General features: G+C 66.2%; 21 protein-coding genes and 1 tRNA gene. 7 read left to right on the top strand and 15 right to left on the bottom strand.

Annotation, left to right across the window (positions count from 1 at the left end; translation table 11 throughout):
* Positions 1 to 4 precede the first annotated feature (4 nt).
* The 4 genes from Q7514_RS30925 to prmC form a co-directional block, all read right to left on the bottom strand.
* A complete protein-coding gene (locus Q7514_RS30925; RefSeq protein ID WP_408016220.1) occupies positions 5 to 427 on the bottom strand; it encodes a hypothetical protein in 423 nt (140 codons plus the stop codon).
* A 77-nt stretch (positions 428 to 504) separates the two neighbouring features.
* Positions 505 to 1,716: an MraY family glycosyltransferase gene (locus Q7514_RS30920; protein ID WP_132471124.1), complete on the bottom strand. Its 1,212-nt coding sequence runs from the start codon at positions 1,714 to 1,716 to the stop codon at positions 505 to 507.
* 19 nt (positions 1,717 to 1,735) lie between these two features.
* Positions 1,736 to 2,398, bottom strand: a complete 663-nt coding sequence (locus Q7514_RS30915; protein WP_330137074.1) for an L-threonylcarbamoyladenylate synthase — start codon at positions 2,396 to 2,398, stop codon at positions 1,736 to 1,738.
* 60 nt (positions 2,399 to 2,458) lie between these two features.
* Positions 2,459 to 3,382, bottom strand: a complete 924-nt coding sequence (gene prmC, locus Q7514_RS30910) for a peptide chain release factor N(5)-glutamine methyltransferase (protein ID WP_330137073.1) — start codon at positions 3,380 to 3,382, stop codon at positions 2,459 to 2,461.
* Between the two features lie 112 nt (positions 3,383 to 3,494).
* Here prmC and Q7514_RS30905 point away from each other — a divergent pair, with 112 nt between their 5' ends.
* Positions 3,495 to 3,956: a hypothetical protein gene (locus Q7514_RS30905; protein ID WP_330137072.1), complete on the top strand. Its 462-nt coding sequence runs from the start codon at positions 3,495 to 3,497 to the stop codon at positions 3,954 to 3,956.
* 39 nt (positions 3,957 to 3,995) lie between these two features.
* On the opposite strand, the gene prfA is transcribed toward Q7514_RS30905, so the two are convergent.
* The 8 genes from prfA to argS all read right to left on the bottom strand — a co-directional run bounded on the left by prfA (position 3,996) and on the right by argS (position 14,560).
* On the bottom strand, positions 3,996 to 5,075 hold the full coding sequence (prfA, locus tag Q7514_RS30900) for a peptide chain release factor 1 (protein ID WP_330137071.1): 1,080 nt from the start codon (positions 5,073 to 5,075) through the stop codon (positions 3,996 to 3,998).
* A 138-nt stretch (positions 5,076 to 5,213) separates the two neighbouring features.
* Positions 5,214 to 5,447 (bottom strand): 50S ribosomal protein L31, encoded by a 234-nt coding sequence (rpmE, locus tag Q7514_RS30895; RefSeq protein ID WP_054715760.1) that lies wholly within the window; start codon positions 5,445 to 5,447, stop codon positions 5,214 to 5,216.
* 119 nt (positions 5,448 to 5,566) lie between these two features.
* Positions 5,567 to 7,675, bottom strand: coding sequence for a transcription termination factor Rho (gene rho, locus Q7514_RS30890; RefSeq protein ID WP_330137070.1), 2,109 nt, complete (start codon positions 7,673 to 7,675; stop codon positions 5,567 to 5,569).
* 436 nt (positions 7,676 to 8,111) lie between these two features.
* Positions 8,112 to 9,041 (bottom strand): homoserine kinase, encoded by a 930-nt coding sequence (gene thrB / locus Q7514_RS30885; protein ID WP_330137069.1) that lies wholly within the window; start codon positions 9,039 to 9,041, stop codon positions 8,112 to 8,114.
* A 35-nt stretch (positions 9,042 to 9,076) separates the two neighbouring features.
* Positions 9,077 to 10,168, bottom strand: coding sequence for a threonine synthase (thrC, locus tag Q7514_RS30880; protein ID WP_330137068.1), 1,092 nt, complete (start codon positions 10,166 to 10,168; stop codon positions 9,077 to 9,079).
* Positions 10,165 to 11,493, bottom strand: coding sequence for a homoserine dehydrogenase (locus tag Q7514_RS30875; protein WP_408016219.1), 1,329 nt, complete (start codon positions 11,491 to 11,493; stop codon positions 10,165 to 10,167). The genes thrC and Q7514_RS30875 overlap by 4 nt, the downstream gene beginning before the upstream one ends.
* Positions 11,490 to 12,911, bottom strand: a complete 1,422-nt coding sequence (gene lysA / locus Q7514_RS30870) for a diaminopimelate decarboxylase (RefSeq protein WP_330137067.1) — start codon at positions 12,909 to 12,911, stop codon at positions 11,490 to 11,492. The genes Q7514_RS30875 and lysA overlap by 4 nt, the downstream gene beginning before the upstream one ends.
* Positions 12,908 to 14,560: an arginine--tRNA ligase gene (gene argS / locus Q7514_RS30865; protein ID WP_330137066.1), complete on the bottom strand. Its 1,653-nt coding sequence runs from the start codon at positions 14,558 to 14,560 to the stop codon at positions 12,908 to 12,910. Before argS ends, lysA begins: the two co-directional genes overlap by 4 nt.
* 133 nt (positions 14,561 to 14,693) lie before the next feature.
* Between argS and Q7514_RS30860 the strand changes: the two genes are divergently transcribed.
* From Q7514_RS30860 to Q7514_RS30850, 3 genes are all read left to right on the top strand, one after another.
* Positions 14,694 to 15,533 carry a DUF3105 domain-containing protein gene (locus Q7514_RS30860; protein WP_330137065.1) on the top strand — a complete coding sequence of 280 codons (840 nt, stop codon included), beginning with the start codon at positions 14,694 to 14,696 and terminating at the stop codon, positions 15,531 to 15,533.
* A 2-nt stretch (positions 15,534 to 15,535) separates the two neighbouring features.
* Positions 15,536 to 16,273, top strand: coding sequence for a DUF305 domain-containing protein (locus Q7514_RS30855; protein ID WP_330137064.1), 738 nt, complete (start codon positions 15,536 to 15,538; stop codon positions 16,271 to 16,273).
* A 119-nt stretch (positions 16,274 to 16,392) separates the two neighbouring features.
* Positions 16,393 to 16,468, top strand: a tRNA-Arg gene (locus Q7514_RS30850).
* 53 nt (positions 16,469 to 16,521) lie between these two features.
* On the opposite strand, the gene Q7514_RS30845 is transcribed toward Q7514_RS30850, so the two are convergent.
* Both Q7514_RS30845 and Q7514_RS30840 read right to left on the bottom strand, forming a co-directional pair.
* A complete protein-coding gene (locus tag Q7514_RS30845; RefSeq protein WP_330137063.1) occupies positions 16,522 to 17,511 on the bottom strand; it encodes an MBL fold metallo-hydrolase in 990 nt (329 codons plus the stop codon).
* A gap of 68 nt (positions 17,512 to 17,579) precedes the next feature.
* Positions 17,580 to 18,704, bottom strand: a complete 1,125-nt coding sequence (locus Q7514_RS30840; RefSeq protein ID WP_330137062.1) for a 3'(2'),5'-bisphosphate nucleotidase CysQ — start codon at positions 18,702 to 18,704, stop codon at positions 17,580 to 17,582.
* A gap of 157 nt (positions 18,705 to 18,861) precedes the next feature.
* Between Q7514_RS30840 and Q7514_RS30835 the strand changes: the two genes are divergently transcribed.
* From Q7514_RS30835 to Q7514_RS30825, 3 genes are read left to right on the top strand one after another with little or no spacing between them, the layout of a single operon-like run.
* Complete coding sequence (locus tag Q7514_RS30835; RefSeq protein WP_330137061.1) at positions 18,862 to 20,028, top strand: DUF1214 domain-containing protein; 1,167 nt, start codon at positions 18,862 to 18,864, stop codon at positions 20,026 to 20,028.
* Positions 20,025 to 20,816 (top strand): SDR family oxidoreductase, encoded by a 792-nt coding sequence (locus Q7514_RS30830; protein ID WP_330137060.1) that lies wholly within the window; start codon positions 20,025 to 20,027, stop codon positions 20,814 to 20,816. The genes Q7514_RS30835 and Q7514_RS30830 overlap by 4 nt, the downstream gene beginning before the upstream one ends.
* A 12-nt stretch (positions 20,817 to 20,828) precedes the next feature.
* Positions 20,829 to 21,977 (top strand): sulfotransferase family protein, encoded by a 1,149-nt coding sequence (locus Q7514_RS30825; RefSeq protein ID WP_330137059.1) that lies wholly within the window; start codon positions 20,829 to 20,831, stop codon positions 21,975 to 21,977.
* Here Q7514_RS30825 and Q7514_RS30820 read toward each other — a convergent pair.
* Complete coding sequence (locus Q7514_RS30820) at positions 21,962 to 22,531, bottom strand: arsenate reductase/protein-tyrosine-phosphatase family protein (protein WP_330137058.1); 570 nt, start codon at positions 22,529 to 22,531, stop codon at positions 21,962 to 21,964. The genes Q7514_RS30825 and Q7514_RS30820 overlap by 16 nt on opposite strands.
* Between the last annotated feature and the right edge of the window lie 222 nt (positions 22,532 to 22,753).

Below are 22,753 nucleotides of genomic sequence, written 5' to 3'. Positions count from 1 at the left end.
TCTACTACTGCGTGTCGTTCTCGCCGTTTCCGTCGTCGCTGGACGAACGCGGTTCGACATACAGTGCACGCTGCGACAGCACGCCGTAGGTCTCGGCTCCGAGCACGATGATCAACGCGAAGATGATCGTGAGAACCAGCGCGCCCTTGCTGTAGAAATCGAGCGGCTTCAGCAGGACCATCACGACGATCGCCAGAATGAGCTTCAGGAGCCACGTCCCGAGCAGGACAGCGCCCGCAGTGATCGCCGGAAGCTTCGCTGTCAGGAGCACTCCGAGTGCAGTGAACAGGATGAATCCCCCACCGACGGCCGCTCCGATCAAGGCTCCCCACACTCCGGGAAGGCCTGCGACGAGGTAACCGATCACCGCCGCGATCACGGTGAGTGCGAGCAGACCCAGCACGCCGTAGCGGACTGCTGCGCGCATAGGGGCCGACGAGTCGGGAAGTGCGGGCAGGATCGGATCGGAATCGTGCTGATCAGGAGAGCTCACGATCACCGAGCCTAACGGACGCGTTTATGACGACCGGTCCGGCCGCCGCCACCGCCGTCGCCGTCATGATGACGCAGCGAGGGCACCGCAGTGACGACCAGGGCGAACACCAGTCCACCAGCCGTCAGGAGCACGACAGCCGTCCGGTCGAGCAGAGCAGACCCCACCGCACCGAACGCAAGAACTCCGACCCACAAGTACAACAGCAGCACGACCCTGCGGTGGGAGTGACCGATCTGCAGCAGACGGTGATGGAGATGCATCTTGTCCGGGCTGAACGGGCTCACACCCGCGCGAGTGCGACGGACGATGGCGAGAAGCAGGTCGAGGATCGGAATGAACGTCACCGCGCCCACCAGGATCAGCGGCGACAGCAGACCGAGCAGATCGCGGGAACCATAGGCGCTGAGCGGAATCCGGCCCGACGCGCTGGTCGAGACGGCCGCGAGCATCAGGCCGATCAGCATCGATCCCGAGTCGCCCATGAAGATCCGGGCGGGTTGGAAATTATGGGGCAGGAACCCCAGGCAGGCCCCCGCGAGCGCGGCGGCGATCAACGCCGGTGGATACGCAGCGACGTCGCCGCCTTGATCGAGCAGCAGACCCACCGAGAAGATGCAGATCGCGACTGCGGCTATCAGCCCCAGACCGGCCGCGAGGCCGTCGAGACCGTCGACGAAGTTCATCGCGTTGATCGTCACGGCAGCCACCGCAACAGTGAGCAGAGCGCCCTGCAGCTGGTCGAGCACAAGCGTCGAACCGCTGAACGGATTGTAGATGACAAGCCAGCTGACGCCCATCACCGCGAGCACGCCCGCCGCAGTCACCTGTCCCACGAATTTGGTGAGCGCGTCGAGACCCCACCTGTCGTCGACGATCCCGACGAGCACGATGATCGTCGCCGACACCAGTGCCGCACCCATGTCGGGCGTGTACTCGAAACCGCGCGTGAGGGCAGGAAGTTGTTGCGCGAAAAGGATTCCGACGACGAGACCGAGATAGATGCCCACACCGCCCATTCGGGGCGTGGGCGTCACGTGCACGTCGCGGTCGCGCGGCTTCGCGACAGCCCCGAACTTGGTCGCGAGGATGCGGATGAGACCGGTGGAAAGGAACGTCACCACCGCCGCGGTGAGGAGAACGAGAAGCAACTCCCGGATCGGCACTCCTGCGCCCTGCCCGGATTGGGCGAGCACCACGGCCGCTGAGTCGACTGAAGTCACGAACTCCCGTCCTCCACCGTCACTCCCCGCCGGTGCGCAGACGCTCGGCGTCGTCGCCCAGCACCTCCGCGATGGCTTCGGCGGATACGGCGCCTTCACGGATGATGCGCGGCCGGTTACCGGTCAGGTCGACGATGGTCGAAGCAACCCCGTGCTCGGCCGGACCCCCATCCAGGTATACGGATGCGGACTCCCCGAGCTGCTCCCGCGCCTCGGTGACCGTCGTCGCGGGCGGTTGCCCCGACACGTTCGCACTCGAGACCGCGAGCGGCCCCACCTCACGGAGAAGTTCGAGAATCACGGGATGCAGCGGCATCCGGAGCATGACGGTTCCGCGGGTGTCGCCGAGATCCCAGGCCAGCGACGGAGCAGCGTGAACCACGACACTCAACCCACCCGGCCAGAACGCCCGGATCAGTTCGCGGGCTTCCGGACGCACCGTGGTGACGAGCCCGTCGATCGTCGTCCACGACCCCACCAGAACGGGGACCGGCATGTCACGACCGCGGCCCTTCGCACGCAGCAGTGCTGCGACCGCGGAGCTGTCGAATGCGTCTGCCGCAAGACCGTACAGCGTGTCGGTCGGGACGACGACGAGACGACCCGCTTTGAGCGAACCCCGGGCAGCATTCAGGCCTACGGAACGCGAATCGGGCTGATTGCAGTCGTACACAGTGCTCACATCGTCATCCTTCCACTCGCGTCCGGGTCCCCGAAGATCGGCCCCGTTCGCCGAGCGCGTTCAGTCGGACTCGGCCGCCGGTACCGGCTTCGCACGACTCGCCTCCCTTTGCGTCGGGACTCGCCGCGCAACGACGAACCGCGGTTTGCCCGCCAGATCCGGATGCTCGGCCACATCACCGAAAACCCGACGTCCGGAGAACAGGGCTGCGACCTGCCCACCGTTGGTGTCGTCGTGTTCGACGGCCACCGCTCCCCCGATCCGCAACCACCGGGCGACATTGGAGATCATCGGCTTGATCACCGAGAGTCCGTCCGGCCCACCGAAGAGCGCCGAGTGCGGGTCGTGATCGATCACCTCCGGATCGAGTTCCGCGCCCTCCGGAATGTACGGCGGATTGGACACGACGACGTCGACGATGCCCTCGAGCGACGCGAGCAGGCCTCGATCGGTCACATCACCCTGATGCAGGACGATGGGAGTGTCGCCTTCACGCGCCCGGGTCTCGGCATTGCGCCGTGCCCACGCGAGAGCCTTCGGTTCGAGTTCGACGGCGTGCACCACCGCATCGGGGCGAGCGTTCGCGATCGCCAGGGCAAGGGCACCGGATCCGGTGCACAGATCGAGCACGACGGGGTTACGCCTGTCGTACTGTTCGAGGAATGCCAGAGCCCACCCGAGTAGCAATTCGGTCTCCGGACGAGGGACGAACACACCGGGACCGACAGCGAGATCGATCGCTCCCATCGGCGACGTTCCGGTGATGTATTGGAGGGGGATCCGTTTTGCCCGCTGCGCGATCATTGCCCGATATGCATCGACCATCGCGGGGTCGACGAGAGGAACCAGACCGAGGCGGGTGCGTTCGATTCCGAGGAGGTGAGCAGCGAGCAACTCGGCGTCCACGCGGGGACTCGGGACACCCGCTTCTTCGAGCACCGATACGGCTTCGATGATGGCCAGGCGCAGGGGTTGACGACTCACGAGTACAGGGTCCCATGCGATCACGAACAGAACACGGATAGGTCTACTTCGCCACATCCGACACCACATCGTCGATAACGTCCCGGAGGTTGGGGAAACCGAAAGGAGTGTCATGAACAAGAACACATCACGCGCTGTCCGCGCCGCGGCAGTGGTCGCGGTGGGCGGTGCGGCAGCATTCGCAGGGACCGGCACCGGAGCGGCTGCACCCATCGACTTCCAGCCGATACCGGTACTGTGCCCTGCCGGAATCGCGGAGACCCAGTCGTTGACACACACCGAGAACGACGCTGTCGAGGGTGACGAAGTCCTTTATGTCGTCAACCAGCAGAGTGTCGGCGGCGGGACGGTGTCCTGGATCAACGTCAACACCGGAGTGACCGGCACGGCCACTCTGGAATCGACGGAGGGTCTGTGGGGAGCTCCCGCCGCATTGACCGAACCCGAGGCCGGAACGGTGTTGGCTGCGATCTGGGGTATGCACGAGAACGAAGCGGGTGAGCAGTGCTTCCTTCTCCCGGGCGTCGACATCGCCCAAGTTCCGGGAGAAGTGGAGATCCCCGAGGACGAGTAGCAGCCCTCGGCCACCGTTCGTGAAGCCCGGTTCGGGCGGTCATTCTGCCGCGAGCCGGGCTTCCCTGTCTGCGGTGCCCAAGGCCTCGAGCAGCGCGTCCATCTCACCGTCGAGGACAGCATCGAGGTTGTGGGCCTTGAACCCGATCCGGTGATCGGTGATCCGGTTCTCCGGGAAGTTGTAGGTGCGGATCCGCTCGGAGCGGTCGACGGTGCGCACCTGGCTGGCACGGCCGGCCGATGCTTCGGCCTCTGCGGCCTCTTCTGCCGCCGCCTGAAGGCGCGCAGCGAGCACCTGCATCGCGCGGGCCTTGTTCTGCAGCTGTGAGCGTTCGTTCTGGCAGGTCACGACGATGCCCGTGGGCAGGTGGGTGATGCGCACAGCGGAGTCGGTGGTGTTGACGCCCTGACCGCCTTTACCGGACGAGCGGTAGACGTCGATGCGCAGGTCGGTTTCGTCGATCTGGACTTCCTCGACCTCGTCGGGCTCAGGGTAGATGAACACGCCCGCCGCCGACGTGTGCACACGGCCCTGCGATTCCGTCACCGGGACTCGCTGGACTCGGTGGACGCCGCCTTCGAACTTGAGCCGCGACCACACGCCGTCACGCACGTCGGTCTTGGACTTGATCGAAAGGGTCACATCCTTGTAGCCACCGAGATCGGAGTAGGTGGCTCCGAGAACTTCGACACGCCATCCGGCGCGCTCTGCGAAACGTGTGTACATGCGGGCGAGATCCCCGGCGAACAACGCGGACTCTTCGCCGCCCTCACCGGACTTGACCTCGAGCACCACGTCGTCGCCGTCGTGGGGGTCACGCGGAGCGAGCAGGTCGGTGAGTGTCTTGTCCAGCTCGGAAACGCGCTCTTCGAGGTCCGGAACCTCGGCGGCGAACGACGAGTCGTCGGCGGCAAGTTCGAGGGCGGCCTCGAGGTCGTCACGTGCCGCAGTCAATTTCGTGTAGGTCGCCATGATCGGCGCGAGCTCGGCGAACCGCTTACCCACCTTACGGGCAGCCGACGGATCGTCGTGCAACGACGGGTCGGACAGCTGCTGCTCCAGACCCGCGTGCTCGGCCAGGATGTCGTCGATGGCCGACGGCTTGGTCTGCCCCGCCATGGGTTCGCTCCGCTCTTGTCGTGAAAGTGCTGTGTTCTGCAGGAATCGGGCTCTCTGCAGGATCCGTTCCTCGGACGGGAACGAAAAAATGCCGACGCCCGGCCTGTACGAGGACAGAACCGGGCGTCGGCATTGCAGCTAGCTGTCGGCCGCAGCCTTCTTCGGGGCGCGCTTGCCGTAGCGAGCCTCGAAGCGCGCGACGCGTCCACCGGTGTCGAGGATCTTCTGCTTGCCCGTGTAGAACGGGTGGCAGTTGGAGCACACCTCGACGTTGACACGGCCGGACTCGGACGTGCTGCGGGTCTCGAACGTGTTACCGCAACCGCAGACGACGGTCGTCACCTGGTAGTTGGGGTGGATTCCTGCCTTCATGGTGTCCCTTTCGTGGTCGCCGGGTCGCCTTCGCCGATCGAAGACGTGAACCGGAACCGGACTGAGCCGTTCGATTGTGCCAAACGTATGGGCCTGGGAAAAATTCCCGGGCCCCCACGTCAGTCTTCCAGTGCTCCCGGTGCGGTCTTCGCGACCTGCATGAGGAACTCGATGTTCGTCTTGGACTTCTTGAGCCGGTCGATCAGCAGATCGATCGCCTGGTGCGAGTCCAGACCCGACAGCACGCGACGCAGCTTGTGCACGACTGCGAACTCGTCGGGGCTCATGAGGAGCTCGTCCTTGCGCGTACCCGACGGATTGACGTCCACCGCGGGGAACACACGACGCTCGGCGATCTTGCGATCGAGCTTGAGCTCAGCGTTGCCGGTGCCCTTGAACTCCTCGAAGATCACCGTGTCACCGGTCGAGCCGGTCTCGACCATCGCGGTCGCGATGATCGTGAGTGACCCACCGTTCTCGATGTTGCGCGCCGCGCCGAGAAAACGCTTCGGCGGGTACAGCGCGGTCGAGTCGACACCACCGGAGAGGATTCGTCCCGATGCGGGTGACGAGTTGTTGTACGCGCGGCCGAGGCGGGTGATCGAGTCGAGCAGGACCACCACGTCGCGTCCCATTTCGACCAGTCGCTTCGCACGCTCGATCGCGAGCTCGGCAACCGAGGTGTGGTCTGACGGCGGCCGGTCGAAGGTCGAGGCGATGACCTCACCCTTCACCGAGCGCTGCATGTCGGTGACCTCTTCTGGACGCTCGTCGACCAGGACCACCATCAGGTAGCACTCGGGGTTGTTGACGGCGATCGCGTTGGCGATGTCCTGCAGCACGGTGGTCTTACCGGCCTTCGGCGGCGACACGATGAGCGCGCGCTGTCCCTTACCGATCGGCATGACCAGGTCGATCACACGCGTGGTGAGGATGTTCTGCTGCGTCTCGAGGCGCAGGCGCTGATTCGGGTACAGCGGGGTGAGCTTGTTGAACTCGGGGCGACGCTTGGATGCGTCGACCTCACCACCATTGACGGTGTCCAGCCGCACCAGAGGGTTGAACTTCTGGCGCTGGTTGGCCTGCTCACCCTCGCGCGGAACACGCACCGCACCGGTGATGGCGTCGCCACGGCGAAGGCCGTTCTTGCGCACCATGTTCATCGACACGTACACGTCGTTCGGGCCGGCGAGGTAGCCGGAGGTCCGCACGAACGCGTAGTTGTCGAGCACGTCGAGGATGCCCGCGACCGGCTGGAGGACGTCGTCTTCCCGAATCTCGGGTTCGCGCGAATCTCCGCCCCCGGATTCTCCGCGGTCGCGTCCACGGCGACGTTCCCGGAAACGACGACCCCGACGACCGCGGCCGCCTTCCTCGTCGTCGTCTCCGCGATTGTCGCGGTTGTCCTGACGCGGGCCCTGGCTACGATCGTCACGGCTACGATCGTCACGGCTACGGTCGCCCTGGTTGCGATCGTCGCGGTTACGGTCACCCTGGTTACGGTCGCCCTGGTTGCGATCGCCCTGGTTACGATCGCCGCGCTGGCGACCGCCTTCGGAATCGGTGCGGTCCTGGGACTTCCCGCGGTCGTTCGACCGATCACGGGACTCGCCACCACGCTCGGCATCGGCGGTGTGCGAGTCGCCGGATGCCTGCGTCTCGCCCTTCTGATTCTGGTCCTGCTGATCCGCACCGCGACGACCGCGACGCTGCCGACCCCGGCGGGGTGCATCGTCGTCCGAGTCGGACGGCTGCGCATCCGCGGCGGGCTTCTCGGCCGCTGCCGACTTCTCGGCGGGGGCAGCCTTCTCTACGGGGGCCACGGCCTGCGCGGATTCGTCCGGGGTTGCCTCGGCACTGCGGGTGCGGCGAGTCCGCGCGGGGCGGCTCGGTGCTTCTTCTGCAGTGTCGGCAGGAGCCTCGGCGGGCTCGGCCTTTGCCTTGGTAGCGGGAGCGCTCTTGGCACCAGCGGGAGCGTTTTGAGCACCAGCGGGAGCGTTTTGAGCACCAGCGGGAGCGTTTTGAGCACCGCTTCCCTGCTTTTCCTTGATCGCAGCGATGAGGTCGCCCTTGCGCATTCCCGACGTGCCCTTGATGCCGAGTTCGGCAGCGAGCGCCCTCAACTCGACGAGCACCATGCCCGCAAGCCCGGTGCCACGACGGGCTCCACGCGAGGACTGTGCAGAATCGTCGGAAGCTGGTGTAGCGATCAGGTCCGTATCTGTCACGGAGATCCTTTCCTTCCCTCGCCCACTCATGCAGAGTCGAGGGTTCGTTCCGCAGATCAGCTTCATCCACTGAGCTGGGATTTGCCGTACGAGTTCACGGAAGTCGAACGGTCGGCACGTCCGCCACCTCACCGATGTCGGTTAGGTGCGGTCTTGTCCCATTCCCCGGATCGGGATCAGGTGAGGATCGACCCAGGATCGGACGCCCCGATGGAGCTGGAGTGAATGTCCTGGAGAACCCGGCGACACGAGCGCACGACGTGCGGACTTCCTCAGGATAGCGGCGTTCTGCACGTAGGGCAAGAATCTGTGTGACGCGAGGTTCGTGTGTGATGCGCCACTCCCCGACCGCACAGGACCGCAGGGCATCGACCGCAACAACGGCCGGCCCGATATTTCGGGCCGGCCGTTGCGGTTGCGATCGTAGGCGTGACGGTCAGTCGACCTGAACCCCGTCGGCGATGGCGAGATCGAGCACGGTGAGATCGTCCGCTTCCGCGGCTGCGCGGAGTTCTGCGGGGATAGGCTCGGTCGCCAAGGCGAGAACCGTAGGACCAGCGCCCGACACGGTGGCAGCGATTCCTGAGCCGCGAAGAATCGCGATCCACTTGGTCGTCAGCGGCAGTGCCGGAGCACGCTGAGCCTGATGGAGCAGGTCCTCGGTTGCCTGCATCAGCAGATCGGGCCGCTCCGTGAGCGCGACGACCGCGAGTGCAGCACGACTGACGTTGAACGCGGCGTCACGATGCGGCACCAGGTCCGGCAACAGCCCACGGGTGTGGGCTGTCGACGACCGGACGGACGGAACGAGCGCAACGGCCCTGATCGACGGGTGCACCCTCAGCGACACCGCCCGGTAAGCGCGACGCTCCGAGTCGACCTCGGCCTCGCTCCACGACACGACAGCACCACCCAGAACGCTGGCAGACGCATTGTCGGGATGCCCCTCGAATTCCGACGCCAGCTGCACAAGCTGCGCGGAGTCGAGTACGCGCTCGGGCGCGATCTTCCGCACCAGACCATTCGCGGCTGCTAGCCCTCCCACTGCCGCGGACGCCGACGAACCCAGGCCCCGAGAATGCGGAATCACATTGCGGCACACGACATCCAGCCCGTCCGCCCACACGCCTGCAGCCTCGAGTCCGCGTTCGACCGCGCGTACCACCAGATGCGACGGACCCCAGGGCACCTCCTGCGCACCCTCCCCTTCGACACGCACATCCAGGCCGGAACCGGTTGTGGTGACGGTGATCTCGTCGTACAACCCGAGCGCAAGTCCGAGCGTGTCGAATCCGGGTCCCAGGTTGGCACTCGAAGCCGGCACCCGGGCTGTCACCGAGACCCCTACGGGCAACGTCTGCGTCATGTCCTGTTTCCCAACGGAGGAAGGCGAGGCGGTCACTAGGCCAACTCGAGCGCCGATGCCACGGCCACGGGATCGACCGGAATGGGTTCGACCACGGGCACGTCACGCAGCGCGGTGTCGGGGTCCTTGAGCCCGTTACCGGTGACGGTGCACACGATCTTCAGGCCCGGCTCGAGCCAGCCTTCCTTGCGTGCCGCGAGCAGACCCGCGATCGACGCCGCCGACGCAGGCTCGACGAAGATCGACTCGGTCTTCGCGAGGAGGCGGTAGGCCTCCAGGATCTCTTCGTCGGTGGCCGCACGGAATGCACCGTTCGACTCCTCCTTGGCCGCAACGGCACCATTCCAGGAAGCCGGTGCGCCGATCCGGATCGCGGTGGCGATCGTCTCGGGATTGTTGACCGGGTGGCCGAGGACGAGTGGGGCAGCGCCGGCCGCCTGAACGCCGAGCATGCGCGGGCGACGGGTGCTCATCCCATCGGAGAAATACTCGGAGTAGCCCTTCCAGTAGGCGGTGATGTTGCCGGCGTTGCCGACGGGCAGTACGTGCACGTCCGGTGCGTCGCCGAGTGCGTCGACGATCTCGAACGCCGCGGTCTTCTGACCTTCGATACGCACAGGGTTGACCGAGTTGACGAGACCGATGGTGTCGAACTCCGAGGTGGTCTTACGGGCAAGCTCGAGGCAGTCGTCGAAGTTGCCTTCGACCTGAACGATCTTCGCGCCGTGCATGACGGCCTGGGCGAGCTTGCCCATGGCGATCTTGCCCTGCGGGACGAGGACGGCGCATCCGATACCGGCCTTCGACGCGTACGCGGCAGCAGAGGCAGAGGTGTTACCCGTGGAGGCGCACAGCACGGCCTGCTTGCCGGACGCGAGCGCCTCGGTGACGGCCATGGTCATCCCGCGGTCCTTGAACGAACCCGTGGGATTGAGTCCTTCGACCTTGATGTGCACTTCACATCCGGTGAGCTCGGAGAGCCGTTCCGCTGGAAGCAGCGGCGTACCACCCTCGCGCAGCGTCACCGTCTTCCAGCCGTCGCCGATCGGGAGACGACCGCGGTACGCCTCGATCAGGCCCGGCCACGGGGTGTGCACGGGGGTGGTGTTCTTGTCGACCGCACTCATTCGGCGGATCCCTCCAGTCTCAGGACGCTGGTGACAGCAGTTACGGATTCGAGATTCTCGAGCGCGGCTACGGTGTCCGCCAGCGCCCGGTCGGTGGCTCGGTGCGTGAGCACCACCAGGCGAGCGCCGTCGCCGGCACCCTCCTGGCGCACGGCGGAGATACTGACGCCCCGCGTCGCGAACTCGGCGGCGACGGCGGAGAGGACGCCGGCCCGGTCGGCGACCTGCAGGTTCACGTAGTACCGGGTGACGATGTCGCTCATCGGGGCGATCTCGAGCTTGGCGTACTTCGATTCGCGCGGACCACGGCCGCCCTGGACGCGGTTGCGCGCCGCCATGACGAGATCACCCATCACGGCGGATGCGGTGGGCGCCCCTCCGGCGCCCTGGCCGTAGAACATGAGCCGACCGGCGGCCTGCGCTTCGACGACGACGGCATTGAACGCACCGGCGACGGTCGCAAGGGGGTGCTCACGGGGCACGAGGGCCGGATACACGCGCGCCGAGACACGGTCACGGCCGTCGGGACCGGAGATACGTTCGCAGATCGCGAGCAGCTTGATCGTGCAGTTGAGAGCACGGGCAGACGTGAGGTCGGCGGCGGTGATCGAGCTCATGCCCTCGCGGTAGACGTCGGAAGCGGTCACGCGGGTGTGGAACGCGATGGACGCGAGGATCGCTGCCTTCGCCGCCGCATCGAATCCTTCGACGTCGGCGGTCGGATCGGCTTCTGCATAACCGAGACGACCCGCTTCGGCCAGTGTCGTCTCGTAGTCGGCACCGCTCTCGTCCATTGCTGACAGGATGTAGTTCGTCGTGCCGTTGACGATGCCCATCACCCGGTCGACGCGGTCACCTGCGAGCGACTGGGTCAGGGGGCGGATCACCGGGATGGCGCCGGCGACAGCGGCTTCGAAGTACAGGTCGGCGTTGTGAGATTCTGCGGCCTCTGCCAGTTCACCGGTGTAGGCGGCGAGGAGCGCCTTGTTCGCGGTGACAACCGACTTGCCGGCGTCGAGTGCGGCGCGCACCAGCGTGCGAGGCAGTTCGATACCCCCGATGAGTTCGACGACGAGGTCGACGTCGTCGCGGCGGACGAGCGCTTCCGCGTCGGTCGTCAAGAGTTCCGCGGGAATCCCACGATCCGACGAGGCGTCGCGCACCGCGACGCCCCTCAGTTCGAGAGGCGCACCGATGCGTTCCTGCAGATCGAGTGCGTCTTCCCGGATGATGTTGACGACCTCGGCACCCACGGTGCCGTGGCCGAGAACCGCGACACCGAGCGGTCGCTGCCCGGATGCACCTTCCACCGTTGTGCTGGTCACTCCGTAACCTCCAAGCTCAGCAGATCTTCGATCGTTTCCCTGCGCAGCAGGACGCGCGACACGCCGTCCTTGACCGCCACCACAGCGGGACGGGTCAGCATGTTGTACCTGCTGGACATCGAGTAGCAGTATGCACCGGTCGCCGCGACAGCCAGCAAATCTCCTGCGCCGATGTCGGCGGGCATCCAGGCGTCGCGAATGATGATGTCACCGCTCTCGCAGTGCTTGCCGACCACCCGTGCAACGACGGGTTCGGCCTCGCTCACCCGCGACACGAGGCGCGATTCGTACTCCGCCTGGTACAGCGAGGTACGGATGTTGTCGCTCATCCCGCCGTCGACGCTGATGTAGCGACGGCTCTGGCCGGCACCGACGGTCACGTCCTTGATGGTGCCCACCTCGTAGAGGGTGACGGTGCCCGGGCCCGCGATGGCGCGTCCGGGTTCGACCGCGAGGGTAGGTGTGGGCAGTCCGACCAGAGCCGATTCGGTGCGCACGATGTCGTTGAGCTTTGCCGCGAGATCGGTGACCGGCGGGGGGTCGTCGCTCGGCACGTACGAGATGCCGAGGCCGCCCCCGAGGTCGACGATGTGCAGCTGCGAGGTCTTGTCGACCCCGAATTCGGCGACGATGTCGCGCAACAGCCCTATCACGCGGTGGGCAGCGAGTTCGAAGCCGTCGACATCGAAGATCTGCGACCCGATGTGGCTGTGCAGCCCGACCAGGCGGAGGTTGTCGGCCGCGAACACTCGGCGCACCGCGTCCATCGCGTGGCCGCCGGCCAGCGAGAGACCGAACTTCTGATCCTCGTGCGCGGTGGAGATGAACTCGTGAGTATGTGCTTCGACACCGACGGTGACGCGGATGAGCACGTCCTGAACAGCGTCCAGCTCACCGGCGACGGCGTCGAGGCGGTCGATCTCGGCGAGCGAATCCAGCACGATGTGCCCGACGCCGACCTCGACGGCGGTCCGCAGTTCGGCCACGGACTTGTTGTTGCCGTGCAGCGCGATCTTCTGTGCCGGGAAGCCGGCGCGCAGCGCCACGGCGAGTTCGCCCCCGGATGCGACGTCGAGGCACAGTCCTTCCTGGTGCACCCACCGGGCGATCTCGGTGCACAGGAATGCCTTGGACGCGTAGTGGACCCGCGCTTCGGGGCCGAAGGCCTCGGCGATCTCGCGGCACCGCGATCGGAAATCGTCCTCGTCGACGACGAACAGCGGTGTGCCGTAGGTATCGGCGAGTTCGGTGACAGAGACACCGGCGATGCGGGTGACGCCGTCGTCGCCGCGGCTGGTGTTGCGTGGCCACACGTGTCGGTGGAGCTCGTTCAGTTCTGCCGAGTTCTCGGGTCGTTGCGGCAGGCCGGGTGCGTGCGGGATCTCGGCGTGACGCGGCCCCGCGGGATGCGCGTTCACATCCGCTCCGGTGCGCTGACGCCGAGGAGGCCGAGTCCGTTGGCGAGAACCTGACGTGCGGCGGCGCACAGGGCAAGACGCGCAGTGTGCAGGTCGCCGGGCTCTTCGTCGCCCAGCGGCAGGATGCGGCACGCGTCGTAGAACCGGTGATAGGTGCCGGCGAGTTCTTCGAGGTAGCGCGCCACCCGGTGTGGCTCGCGCAGCTCCGCGGCCTTCGCGACGACCCGCGGGTGTTCGCCGATGGTACGGATCAGGTCGCCTTCACGATCGTGGGTGAGCAGCGCGAGGTCGGCGCCCTCCCCGCTGAGGCCGAGGTCGGCGGCGTTCCGCGCGATCGACGACAGCCGCGCATGCGCGTACTGCACGTAGTAGACGGGGTTCTCGCTCGAGGCGGAAGCCCACAGTGCGAGATCGATGTCGATGCTCTGGTCCACGGACGAACGCACGAGCGAGTAGCGGGCTGCGTCGACGCCGATGGCCTCGACGAGATCGTCGAGCGTGATGACCGTGCCGGCGCGCTTGCTCATCTTCACGGCCTGACCGTCGCGCACGAGATTGACCATCTGACCGATCATGACCTCGACGGTGTCGGGATCGTCACCGAAGGCCGCGGCTGCGGCCTTCAGCCGTGCGATGTAGCCGTGGTGGTCGGCACCGAGCATGTAGATGCACAGGTCGAAGCCGCGTGAGCGCTTGTTCTGGAAGTAGGCGATGTCGCCGGCGATGTAGGCGGCGTTGCCGTCCGACTTGATGACGACGCGATCCTTGTCGTCGCCGTAGTCGGTGCTCTTGAGCCACCACGCACCGTCTTCGAAGTACAGATTGCCGGAGGTCTTGAGCGTCTCGACCGACTTTTCGACGGCGCCGGACTCGAACAGCGAGTTCTCGTGGAAATACACGTCGAAGTCGACGCCGAACTCGTGCAGAGTGCGTTTGATGTGCTCGAACATCAGCTCCACGCCGATCGACCGGAACGCTTCGTTCCGCTCGTCCTCCGGCAGGTCGAGTGCGTCGGGGCGCTGATCCTGGACCGATTTCGCGATGTCGACGATGTACGCGCCGGCGTAGCCGTCCTCGGGGGCGGGCTGTCCGAGCGCGGAGGCGATGAGCGACCGGGTGAAGCGATCGATCTGGGCGCCGTGATCGTTGAAGTAGTACTCGCGGGTGACCTCCCCGCCCTGAGCGGTGAGGATGCGGCCGAGCGCATCGCCGACCGCCGCCCACCGGGTGCCACCGAGGTGAATGGGGCCGGTCGGGTTCGCGGAGACGAATTCGAGGTTGATCTTCCTGCCCGCGAGCGTGTCGGCGTTGCCGTAGGCGTCGCGTTCGTCGAGCACCTTGGCGACGATAGCGCCCTGGGCGTCGGCGGCGAGCCTGATGTTGAGGAAACCGGGGCCGGCGACGTCGGCAGAGTCGATGCCCTCGGCGGCGGTGAGCGCTTCGGCGAGCCAGGTCGCGAGATCGCGAGGATTCACCCCGACCTTCTTGGCAACCTGCATCGCGACATTGGTTGCGTAGTCGCCGTGCTCGGGGTTGCGGGGTCGCTCGACGGTGAGGGTTGCGGGCAGTACAGACACGTCGAGGTCACGGTCGGCGAGCACCCTCGCAGCGGTTCCGTGGAGCAATTCGGCAAGATCGGCAGGAGTCACAGGTGTTCATCCTATTGGCTGGGGGGTGAAGGCGCGGACGCTCCCCCGCCCCCGGCGCCCGTAGAGTTGACGATGTGTGCGTACCCGATGGTGCGCACGTTCGCCTGTCCACCCGTAGAAAGAGCACCCAGCGATGCCCAGCGGTCCGAGCAACGGCAGTTCCGGCAAGAAGAACACCGGCGCCAAATCGTCGAAGGCCATCCAGGCCGCCAAGAAGAACAGCGGCGGGGCCAAGGGCCTCCCGAAGCAGCGTCAGATTCCGTGGGTGACGATCGGTGGCATCATCGTCGTCGTCGCGCTGGTCGCGGTGATCGCGGTCAGCATCATTCCGCGGTACCAGAACCAGCAGGAACTGTCGGCGTGGGCACCGACGGAAGAGAATCAGGATCCGTCGACCGCTATCGACGGAGTCGTGACGATCGAGTATCCGGCGGGCCAGCACGTCGCCCCGACACAGCGGGTCGCCTACGACCAGAGTCCGCCTTTCGGCGGGCCGCACGACGCGATCTGGGCCACGTGCACAGGAACCGTGTACGACCAGGCCGTGCGGACCGAGAACATGGTCCATTCACTCGAGCACGGCGCAGTCTGGATCGCGTACAACCCCGATCTGCTCGACGACGCAGCGATCGAGACGCTCGAGGCGAAGGTCGACGGACGCACCTACATGTCGATGTCTCCGTACCCCGGGCTCGATGCGCCGATCTCGTTGCAGTCGTGGGGCCATCAGCTCAAGGTCGACAGCGCCGATGACGAGCGCATCGACCACTTCATCGAAGCATTGCGCCTGAACCGGTACACCTACCCCGAGGTCGGTGCCAGCTGCTCGACGCTGCCGGCGTCGTTCGATCCTGCGAATCCGCCTCCGTTCGATGCGTCCGCACCGGGCCCCGACGCAGTGCCGATGGACGGCGGCACCGTCGATGGCACCGAGCAGGTTCCCGCCGACATGCAGGTCCCGGCCGGGAGCTGACGATGAGCGCCTCGGACGATCTGTCGCGTGACTCGGCCGATCACACACCCGGCATCGGACACCGCAGGACGGTCCTGGTGCTGGCCGCCGTCATCGCCCTCGCAGTCGGCTTCCTGCTCGGATTTCTGGCACGGATCCCCCTCGAGGGCTCGAGGCCGGCGGATCCGACGGCGGGTTCCGTCGATGTCGGGTTCTGCCAGGACATGACGGTGCATCACAACCAGGCGATCGAGATGTCGGCGATCGCGGTGACGAGCTCGCAGGACCAGTACGTGCGCAACCTCGCCTACGACATTCTCACGACCCAGCAGAATCAGGTCGGGCAGATGGAGGGCTGGCTCACGATGTGGGGGCAGCCTCCGCTGCCGTCGGGCCCGTACATGGAGTGGATGAGCGGCGACAGTGGTCATTCGCACGGGGGGACATCCGACGACCACGGCCACGGATCCGACGGGATGGCGGGTGCCGACGGAATGGCCACGATGCCGGGGATGGCGTCCTCCGAGGATCTCGCGAACCTCCGTGCCGCAACCGGTGTCGAGCAGGATGTGTTGTTCCTGCAGCTGATGCTGCGCCACCACGAGGGTGGGCTGCCGATGATGGAATACGGCGCCCAGTACGCGAGCGAATCGGTCGTGCGGGGTCTTGCCCAGAAGATGGTCGACACACAGACCAGCGAGTCGCAACTGATGACGTCGATGCTCGCCGAGCGCGGCGCCGAGCCGCTTCCGATGAACTGATCGAGATCCGAAGTACCCGATCCAGGCCTGTAAACCGGCTCTGACCAGCCGATGTGGCGTAGCGGCGACAATGCGCTAGGCTGACTCCCGCACCGCTGGTCACCCGGCGGGCCCGGATTGCCCTCGTAGCTCAGGGGATAGAGCGCTTGCCTCCGGAGCAAGAAGTCGCAGGTTCGAATCCTGCCGAGGGCACCATTTCACCCCCGCTTCGTTCATGAAGCGGGGGTGAATTGCGTTGCGGTAGGTCTTCAGATGCGCACGAATCGAGCCGGGCGACTCCCGGGCACCAGCCGGGCACGTCCGCGCTCGATGAGATGACGCAGATGCGCGGATCCCTCCGACATCGCCATCTGCTTACCGCGCGCCGGCGTCTCGTCCCACGGCCGGTACCACTTCATGCGGGACGTCGCCTCCCACAGCGTGAGCCCTTCGTCGCCGAGTGAGTTGTACAGGTCGTCGAGTCGCTCTTCGTGGTGTCGGATGAGCGCTGCTGTCCTGCCTGCGAGGTCGTCGATGGGTTGCCGGTGTGCGGGAAGAGTGCGTCTGGCGGGGAGCTTCCCGACCGCGTCGAGTGAGGCGAGGAACTCGCCGAGCGCATCGCGTTCGGCGACGGGGAAATCGAATTCACCGACGTGCGGCGTGGTCTTGGCCAGCACATGGTCGCCGCTGAACAGGATCTCGTGTTCCTCGATGTAGAAACACGCGTGGCCGGGGGTGTGGCCCGGGGTGAACACGGTGCGGAGCGTGCGTCCCGTGAGCGGGACGACCTCGCCGTCGGTGAGTTTCCGATCGGGCGCGGCCTCCGGTTTGCCTTCGCCTTTCCCTGAGTCGGCGAGGTACTCCTCGATCTGTTCGGGCGGAGCCCCGGCGATACGCCACTGCTCGACGGCGCGGTCGGTCCAGTCCAGGTCGGACATCATGTGGCCGAGTTGCTCGAAGTCGGATTCGTGCATGCCCACCCAGCATCCGGAGGCTTCCCGGAGTCGGGCGGTCAGGCCGACATGGTCGGGATGGAAGTGGGTGACGACGACGCCTTCGACGTCGGTCACCGCCAGCCCTGCGGTCGCGAGGCCCCGCTGCAGTGCCTTCCAGGACGTGTCGTTGTTCCAGCCGGCGTCGATCAGGACCACGCCGCGCGGGGATTCCACCGCGTAGACCTGAGTGTCGCCGACCGGGAGGTCCGCGACGGGAACGGAGATCGCGTGAATTCCATCGCCGATATCGAGTGAAGCTGTCATGGCACCGCCTGATTCTGATCTGTATTGCCTTGCTCACTATTCGTCTCGTTCGAAACTAGCTCAAAGGTTCAACTGATTGGCGGATTGGGCTCGATGATCGCGACGATCGAGCGGATGTCACCTGCCGGAATATCGAAGTGTTCTGTAACCGACACGGTGGTCACCTCATTCGGACCGGACGTGATGTCCAGCAGGAACCGCGCGACGACGTCGTGGTGCCACTCGCGGAACGTCAGGTCCCGTATGCGACGAATCGCCCGGTACTCCGCACCGTTCTCGAGGCGGTCGCGGATCTCGATGCCGCTGTTGCCGGTGCGCTGACCGTTCTCGACCCGCCACGCATCCTCTGCGAGCCGCACGTGTGACGCATCGTGGCTGATCAGCGAGTGAATGTAGGAGCGCGCCATCGCCACCCGCGCGCTGTCGGTGGGGGTATCGGCGTGTTCGGATACGGCCGCCATGAGCGTCGGCGCCCAGTCCGGACGGCAGATCACAAGATCCGGCAGGTACGGATGGGGTCGGTTGTATTCGAGTGGACTGCCGTCGATCCGCGCGCAGAACATCCCCGCTGCCTGCGCGACCGCGACGGGTGCGGCCGAATCCCATTCCCACTGGCCCCCGGCATGCACGTACGCGTCGGCCTCGCCGCGCACCACGGCCATCGCCTTCGCCCCTGCGGAACCCATCGGCACGAGATCGGCGCCGACAGCGCGCGCGACGGCGCGGATGAACGCGGGCGGCCTGCTACCGCTGACCACGATGCTGGGCCGTAACCGGCCGAGGGGTTCGTGTACAGCCGCGGCGATGTGATCCCTCGTCGAATACACGGCGCCGAGTGCGGGCTGGGCGACGGCGCCGTCGGTGAGACCTCGTCCGGCCTGCCACAAGGCGACGTGGACCGCCCAATCGACGTGGCCGGGCCAGCCGTATTCCTTCGAGCCGTCGAGGGGGTCGATGATCCACACCCGCTCGGCGTGGACACGACCCGGATCATCGGCGGCTTCTTCCGACAGCACCGCGTCGCCGGGTCGTTCGGCGGCGAGTCGCCCGAGGATGAACGCATTCGCCGCGTGGTCTCCGCGGCGACCGAGGTCGCGCCCGTACAGTTCGTCCTGCTCGGTCGCGCGGATGGTGAGCAACAGCTCTCCTGCGCCGGCGGCGATCTCGGTGGCCAGGGCTGCGTCGTCGGTCATGCACTCAACAAAACCACGGTTCCGGCTCCGCGACACTCCCGCGACCGAGCGACGCCGGGACGATCGACCGTTGACCATTGACTAGAACACGTTCTATTGTCGGCTTCGGAAGATGCCCCACCCCAGCAGTACACATTCGGACGTTCAGGAGAACCGTGTGCTCACCGATCCACTGACAGCGGCCATCGCCGAAGCCGAGAAGCTCGTGGCCACAGCACCGCACATCCGCACCGAACAGGACTTGGCCGAAGGGTACGAGTACCTCGCCGGAGGAATCTCCGCGTGCGTACACGCTGCGTTCGTGCACAGCAGCACCCACCCGACGTTCATCACGGGCACCGGCCCCTACGCGAAGATGGGTCTCGACAATCCCGACACTCTGTACTGGGGCGCCGCAGTGCGAGACCACGCCGAGTACCTCGTCACCGGCCGTCGCGGCACCACCTGCGACCTGAGCTTCCAGGTGATGGCAGGCAACTACACCGACGCGAACGTGCCGGGCAATGTGACCGCGTTCGACGATCGCGCGCTCACCATCGCCGACGACGGCACCTTCGAGGTCCGGTTCGGACCCGGCCCCGCGGATCCCGCCCGCAACTACGTCCACCTCTCCCCCGGTTCGTCGCAGCTCGTTGTCCGCGAGGTCTACAGCGATTGGACCCAGCGCCGCGGGTCGCTCCGCATCGACCGGCTCGACACACTGGGCACACCCGCGCCCGCGCCCACCCGCGACGACGTCACACGACGATACGAGCGCGCAGCCCGAGCTCTGGTATCGCGCGTGAAGACGTGGCTGCAGTTCCCGCAGTGGTTCTACCTGGATCTGCCGGTCAACACCCTCACCGAACCGCGTCGCACTCCCGGCGGGCTCGATACCCAGTATTCGTCGGTCGGTCGTTTCGAGCTCTCCGACGACGAGGCGATGGTGATCACGCTGCCCGCATCGGACGCCCCCTACCTGGGATTTCAGCTCGGCAGCCTCTGGTATGTCTCCCTCGATTACACCGGACATCAGACCTCGCTCAACAACTCCCAGGCGCAGGTCGATCCCGATGGGAACGTACGGATCGTCGTCTCGAACCGTAACCCGGGGGTGACCAACTGGGTCGAGACCGTCGATCACGACCGCGGCATCCTGCAGTTCCGCTGGCAGCGCCTCGACCGTCACCCCGAACCCGGGGAGGGACCGCTCGCCGAGGTCGTCGCGTTCGACAGCATCCCCGAACTCCTGCCGTTCCACGAGTCGAACCGCATCACGCCGGACGACTGGGCGTTGCGCATCGCCGCACGTCAGAGCGGTGTGGCGGATCGGATGCTCGCGTGAGCGCCGCAGCAGGTCTCCTGCGCGATCGGGTTGTCGTCATCTCGGGTGTCGGCCCCGGCCTCGGCCGCACCCTCGCGGTGCGGTGCGCCGAGCACGGCGCCGACGTCGTTCTGGCCGCCCGCACCCGGGAGCGGCTCGAACAGGTCGCGACCGAGGTCACCGCACTCGGACGTCGCGCGGTCGCCGTCCCCACCGACATCACGGACGACGACTCGGCCGCTCACCTCGCCGAGGTCGCCGTACGCGAGTTCGGGCGGATCGACACCCTGGTGAACAACGCGTTCTCGATCCCCGCCATGAAACCGTTGGCGCGCACCGATTTTCAACACATTCGCGACAGCATCGAACTCACCGTGCTCGGTGCACTGCGACTGACCCGGTTGTTCACCGACCCACTAGGTGCATCGAAAGGCTCTGTGGTCAACATCAATTCGATGGTGTTGCGGCATTCTCAGGAGCGATACGGCAGTTACAAACTGGCAAAATCCGCGCTGCTCGCAGCATCACAATCACTCGCGACAGAACTCGGCCCGCACGGGATCCGCGTCAATTCCGTAGCTCCCGGATATATCTGGGGTCCGATCCTGCGCGGCTATTTCGAGCATCAGGCCGAGAAGTACGGCATGACGGTCGACCAGATCTACGAGCACACCGCGGCAGCGAGCGATCTGAAGCGACTGCCCACCTCCGAGGACATCGCCGACGCGGCGATCTTCCTGGCCTCACCGATGGCGTCGGCGATCACCGGTCAGTGTCTGGATGTCAACTGCGGCGAATACCACCACTGACGGGGACTGATAATGACCGAACGCACCACGATCGGCACCGCCGAATCGCTGCACGAGTCCGCAAGGCGCCTGACGGGCCTGACCGATTTCGGGACCGACAACTACAGCGAGGCGCTCGGCGTCCTACTCGACTCGTACGAGCGCGACGAGAAACACACCCCACTCGGCAGCAAGATGTCGCGGGTGTTCCTGCGCGGAGCACTCGTCGCGCGGCTGTTGTCCGAGGCAGCGTGGGCTCAGCACCCCGCGCACGCAGACGTCGAGATCACGCGACCGATCTTCGTCACCGGCCTGCCTCGCACCGGCACCACGGCGCTGCATCGCCTCCTCACCGCCGACCCTGCCCACCAGGGTCTCGAGATGTGGCTGACCGAGATGCCGCAACCGCGCCCGCCCCGCGAGGCCTGGGGCGACAATCCGGTGTTCGCCGGGATCGAGTCGACGTTCTCCCAGCATCACGTCGAGCACCCGGAGTTCATGGGGGTGCACTACATGTCGGCCGCGGAGGTCGAGGAATGCTGGCAACTGCTGCGCCAGTCGTTCCGGTCGATCTCGTACGAATGCCTCGCTCATCTGCCCACCTACTCGCAGTGGCTCGCCCGTCAGGATTGGACCGAGGCGTATGCGCGTCATCGACGCAATCTCCAGCTGATCGGCCTACCCGACACCGGCAAGCGATGGGTGCTGAAGAACCCGAGCCACCTCTTCGCCCTCGACGAACTGCTCACGGTCTACCCGGATGCCCTCGTCGTGGTCACCCACCGCGACCCGCGCACTGTCATCCCGTCGGTCTGCAGCCTTGCCGCCCAGGCGACCGAGGGGTGGTCGGAGACGTTCGTCGGCGACACCATCGGCCGTAGCCAGCTCGATCTGTGGTCACGGGGATACGCAACATTCACCGAGGCCCGGTCGCGACACGACCGCGCACAGTTCGTCGACGTCGACTACCGGGACTTCGTCGCCGATCCGCTGGAGACGATCGGGAGCATCTACGACCGGCTCGGCACCGACCTCAGCCTCGATGCGGAGCGTGCGATGACGGCGATGCACGCCGAGAGCCGCAGCGGAGCACGCAAGCCCGCACACCGGTACACCCTCGAGGAATTCGGGTTGTGCGCCGAGGACGTCGACGAACATTTCCCCGACTACGCATACCGCTGAATGCGCCACCCGGCGATGGCCGGGTCGTTCCCGGCGTGACGCGTGGTGAGGATGTCGAGCAAGGGAAACAGGGCCGCCGCGATCCGGTCCCCCGTCTCGACGAACTTGCGCTCCGACAGCCCGACCGGGTCGGGGATCCCCGGAATTCCCTCGGCATCGCTGGTGGAGCGATAGGCGTCGAGCCTCGCGACGGTGTCGGCTCCGGTCACGGCGGCGATCCGGTGCGCCTCGGTGAGGGTGAACGACTTCATCGATGCTCCCGCGGCCAGTGCACTGACCCGGTCGCGCAGGTCCTCGGTCATGGTGAGGACGAGAGCTGCCCTTGCGATCATGTCCGTATCGACGCGGCGTGCTCGCCGTTCGGTCACGTCGCCGCCCAGCCCCTCGATCACCGCGGCGGCACGTGGTTCGATCGGGAACCCGACAAGTGCTCGAGTCCCGGCGCTCTCAGCGGTGAGTCCTCTGATCTGTCGTTCGGCGGCGTATGCGAGCGTGAGCCGCTCGGCGATCACCGAGCGGCACACGTTCCCACTACAGACGAACAAGATGTGCACCCGCGCACTCTAACGCCGACACTATGCGTGCCTGACGTGCGTAGATGTTCGCCACCGCGGGTGAAGCCGCCGTTCACCGAGACGACACCTGCACTTCACCGAGCACAGATTCAGGGCAGGCCGACGGGTGCCGGAGTGGATCCCCGCCACTCTCGAACGAGACGGGGGCGGTGCAGCCGACCGACACTTCGGTTAGCCTGACCTTCTCGCGGAGACTCCGCG

This window comes from Rhodococcus artemisiae, assembly GCF_036327795.1.
Lineage (GTDB): Bacteria > Actinomycetota > Actinomycetes > Mycobacteriales > Mycobacteriaceae > Rhodococcus > Rhodococcus artemisiae.
The sequence above is the reverse complement of the archived record's forward strand: the minus strand, read 5'-3'. Positions and strand labels throughout refer to the sequence as shown.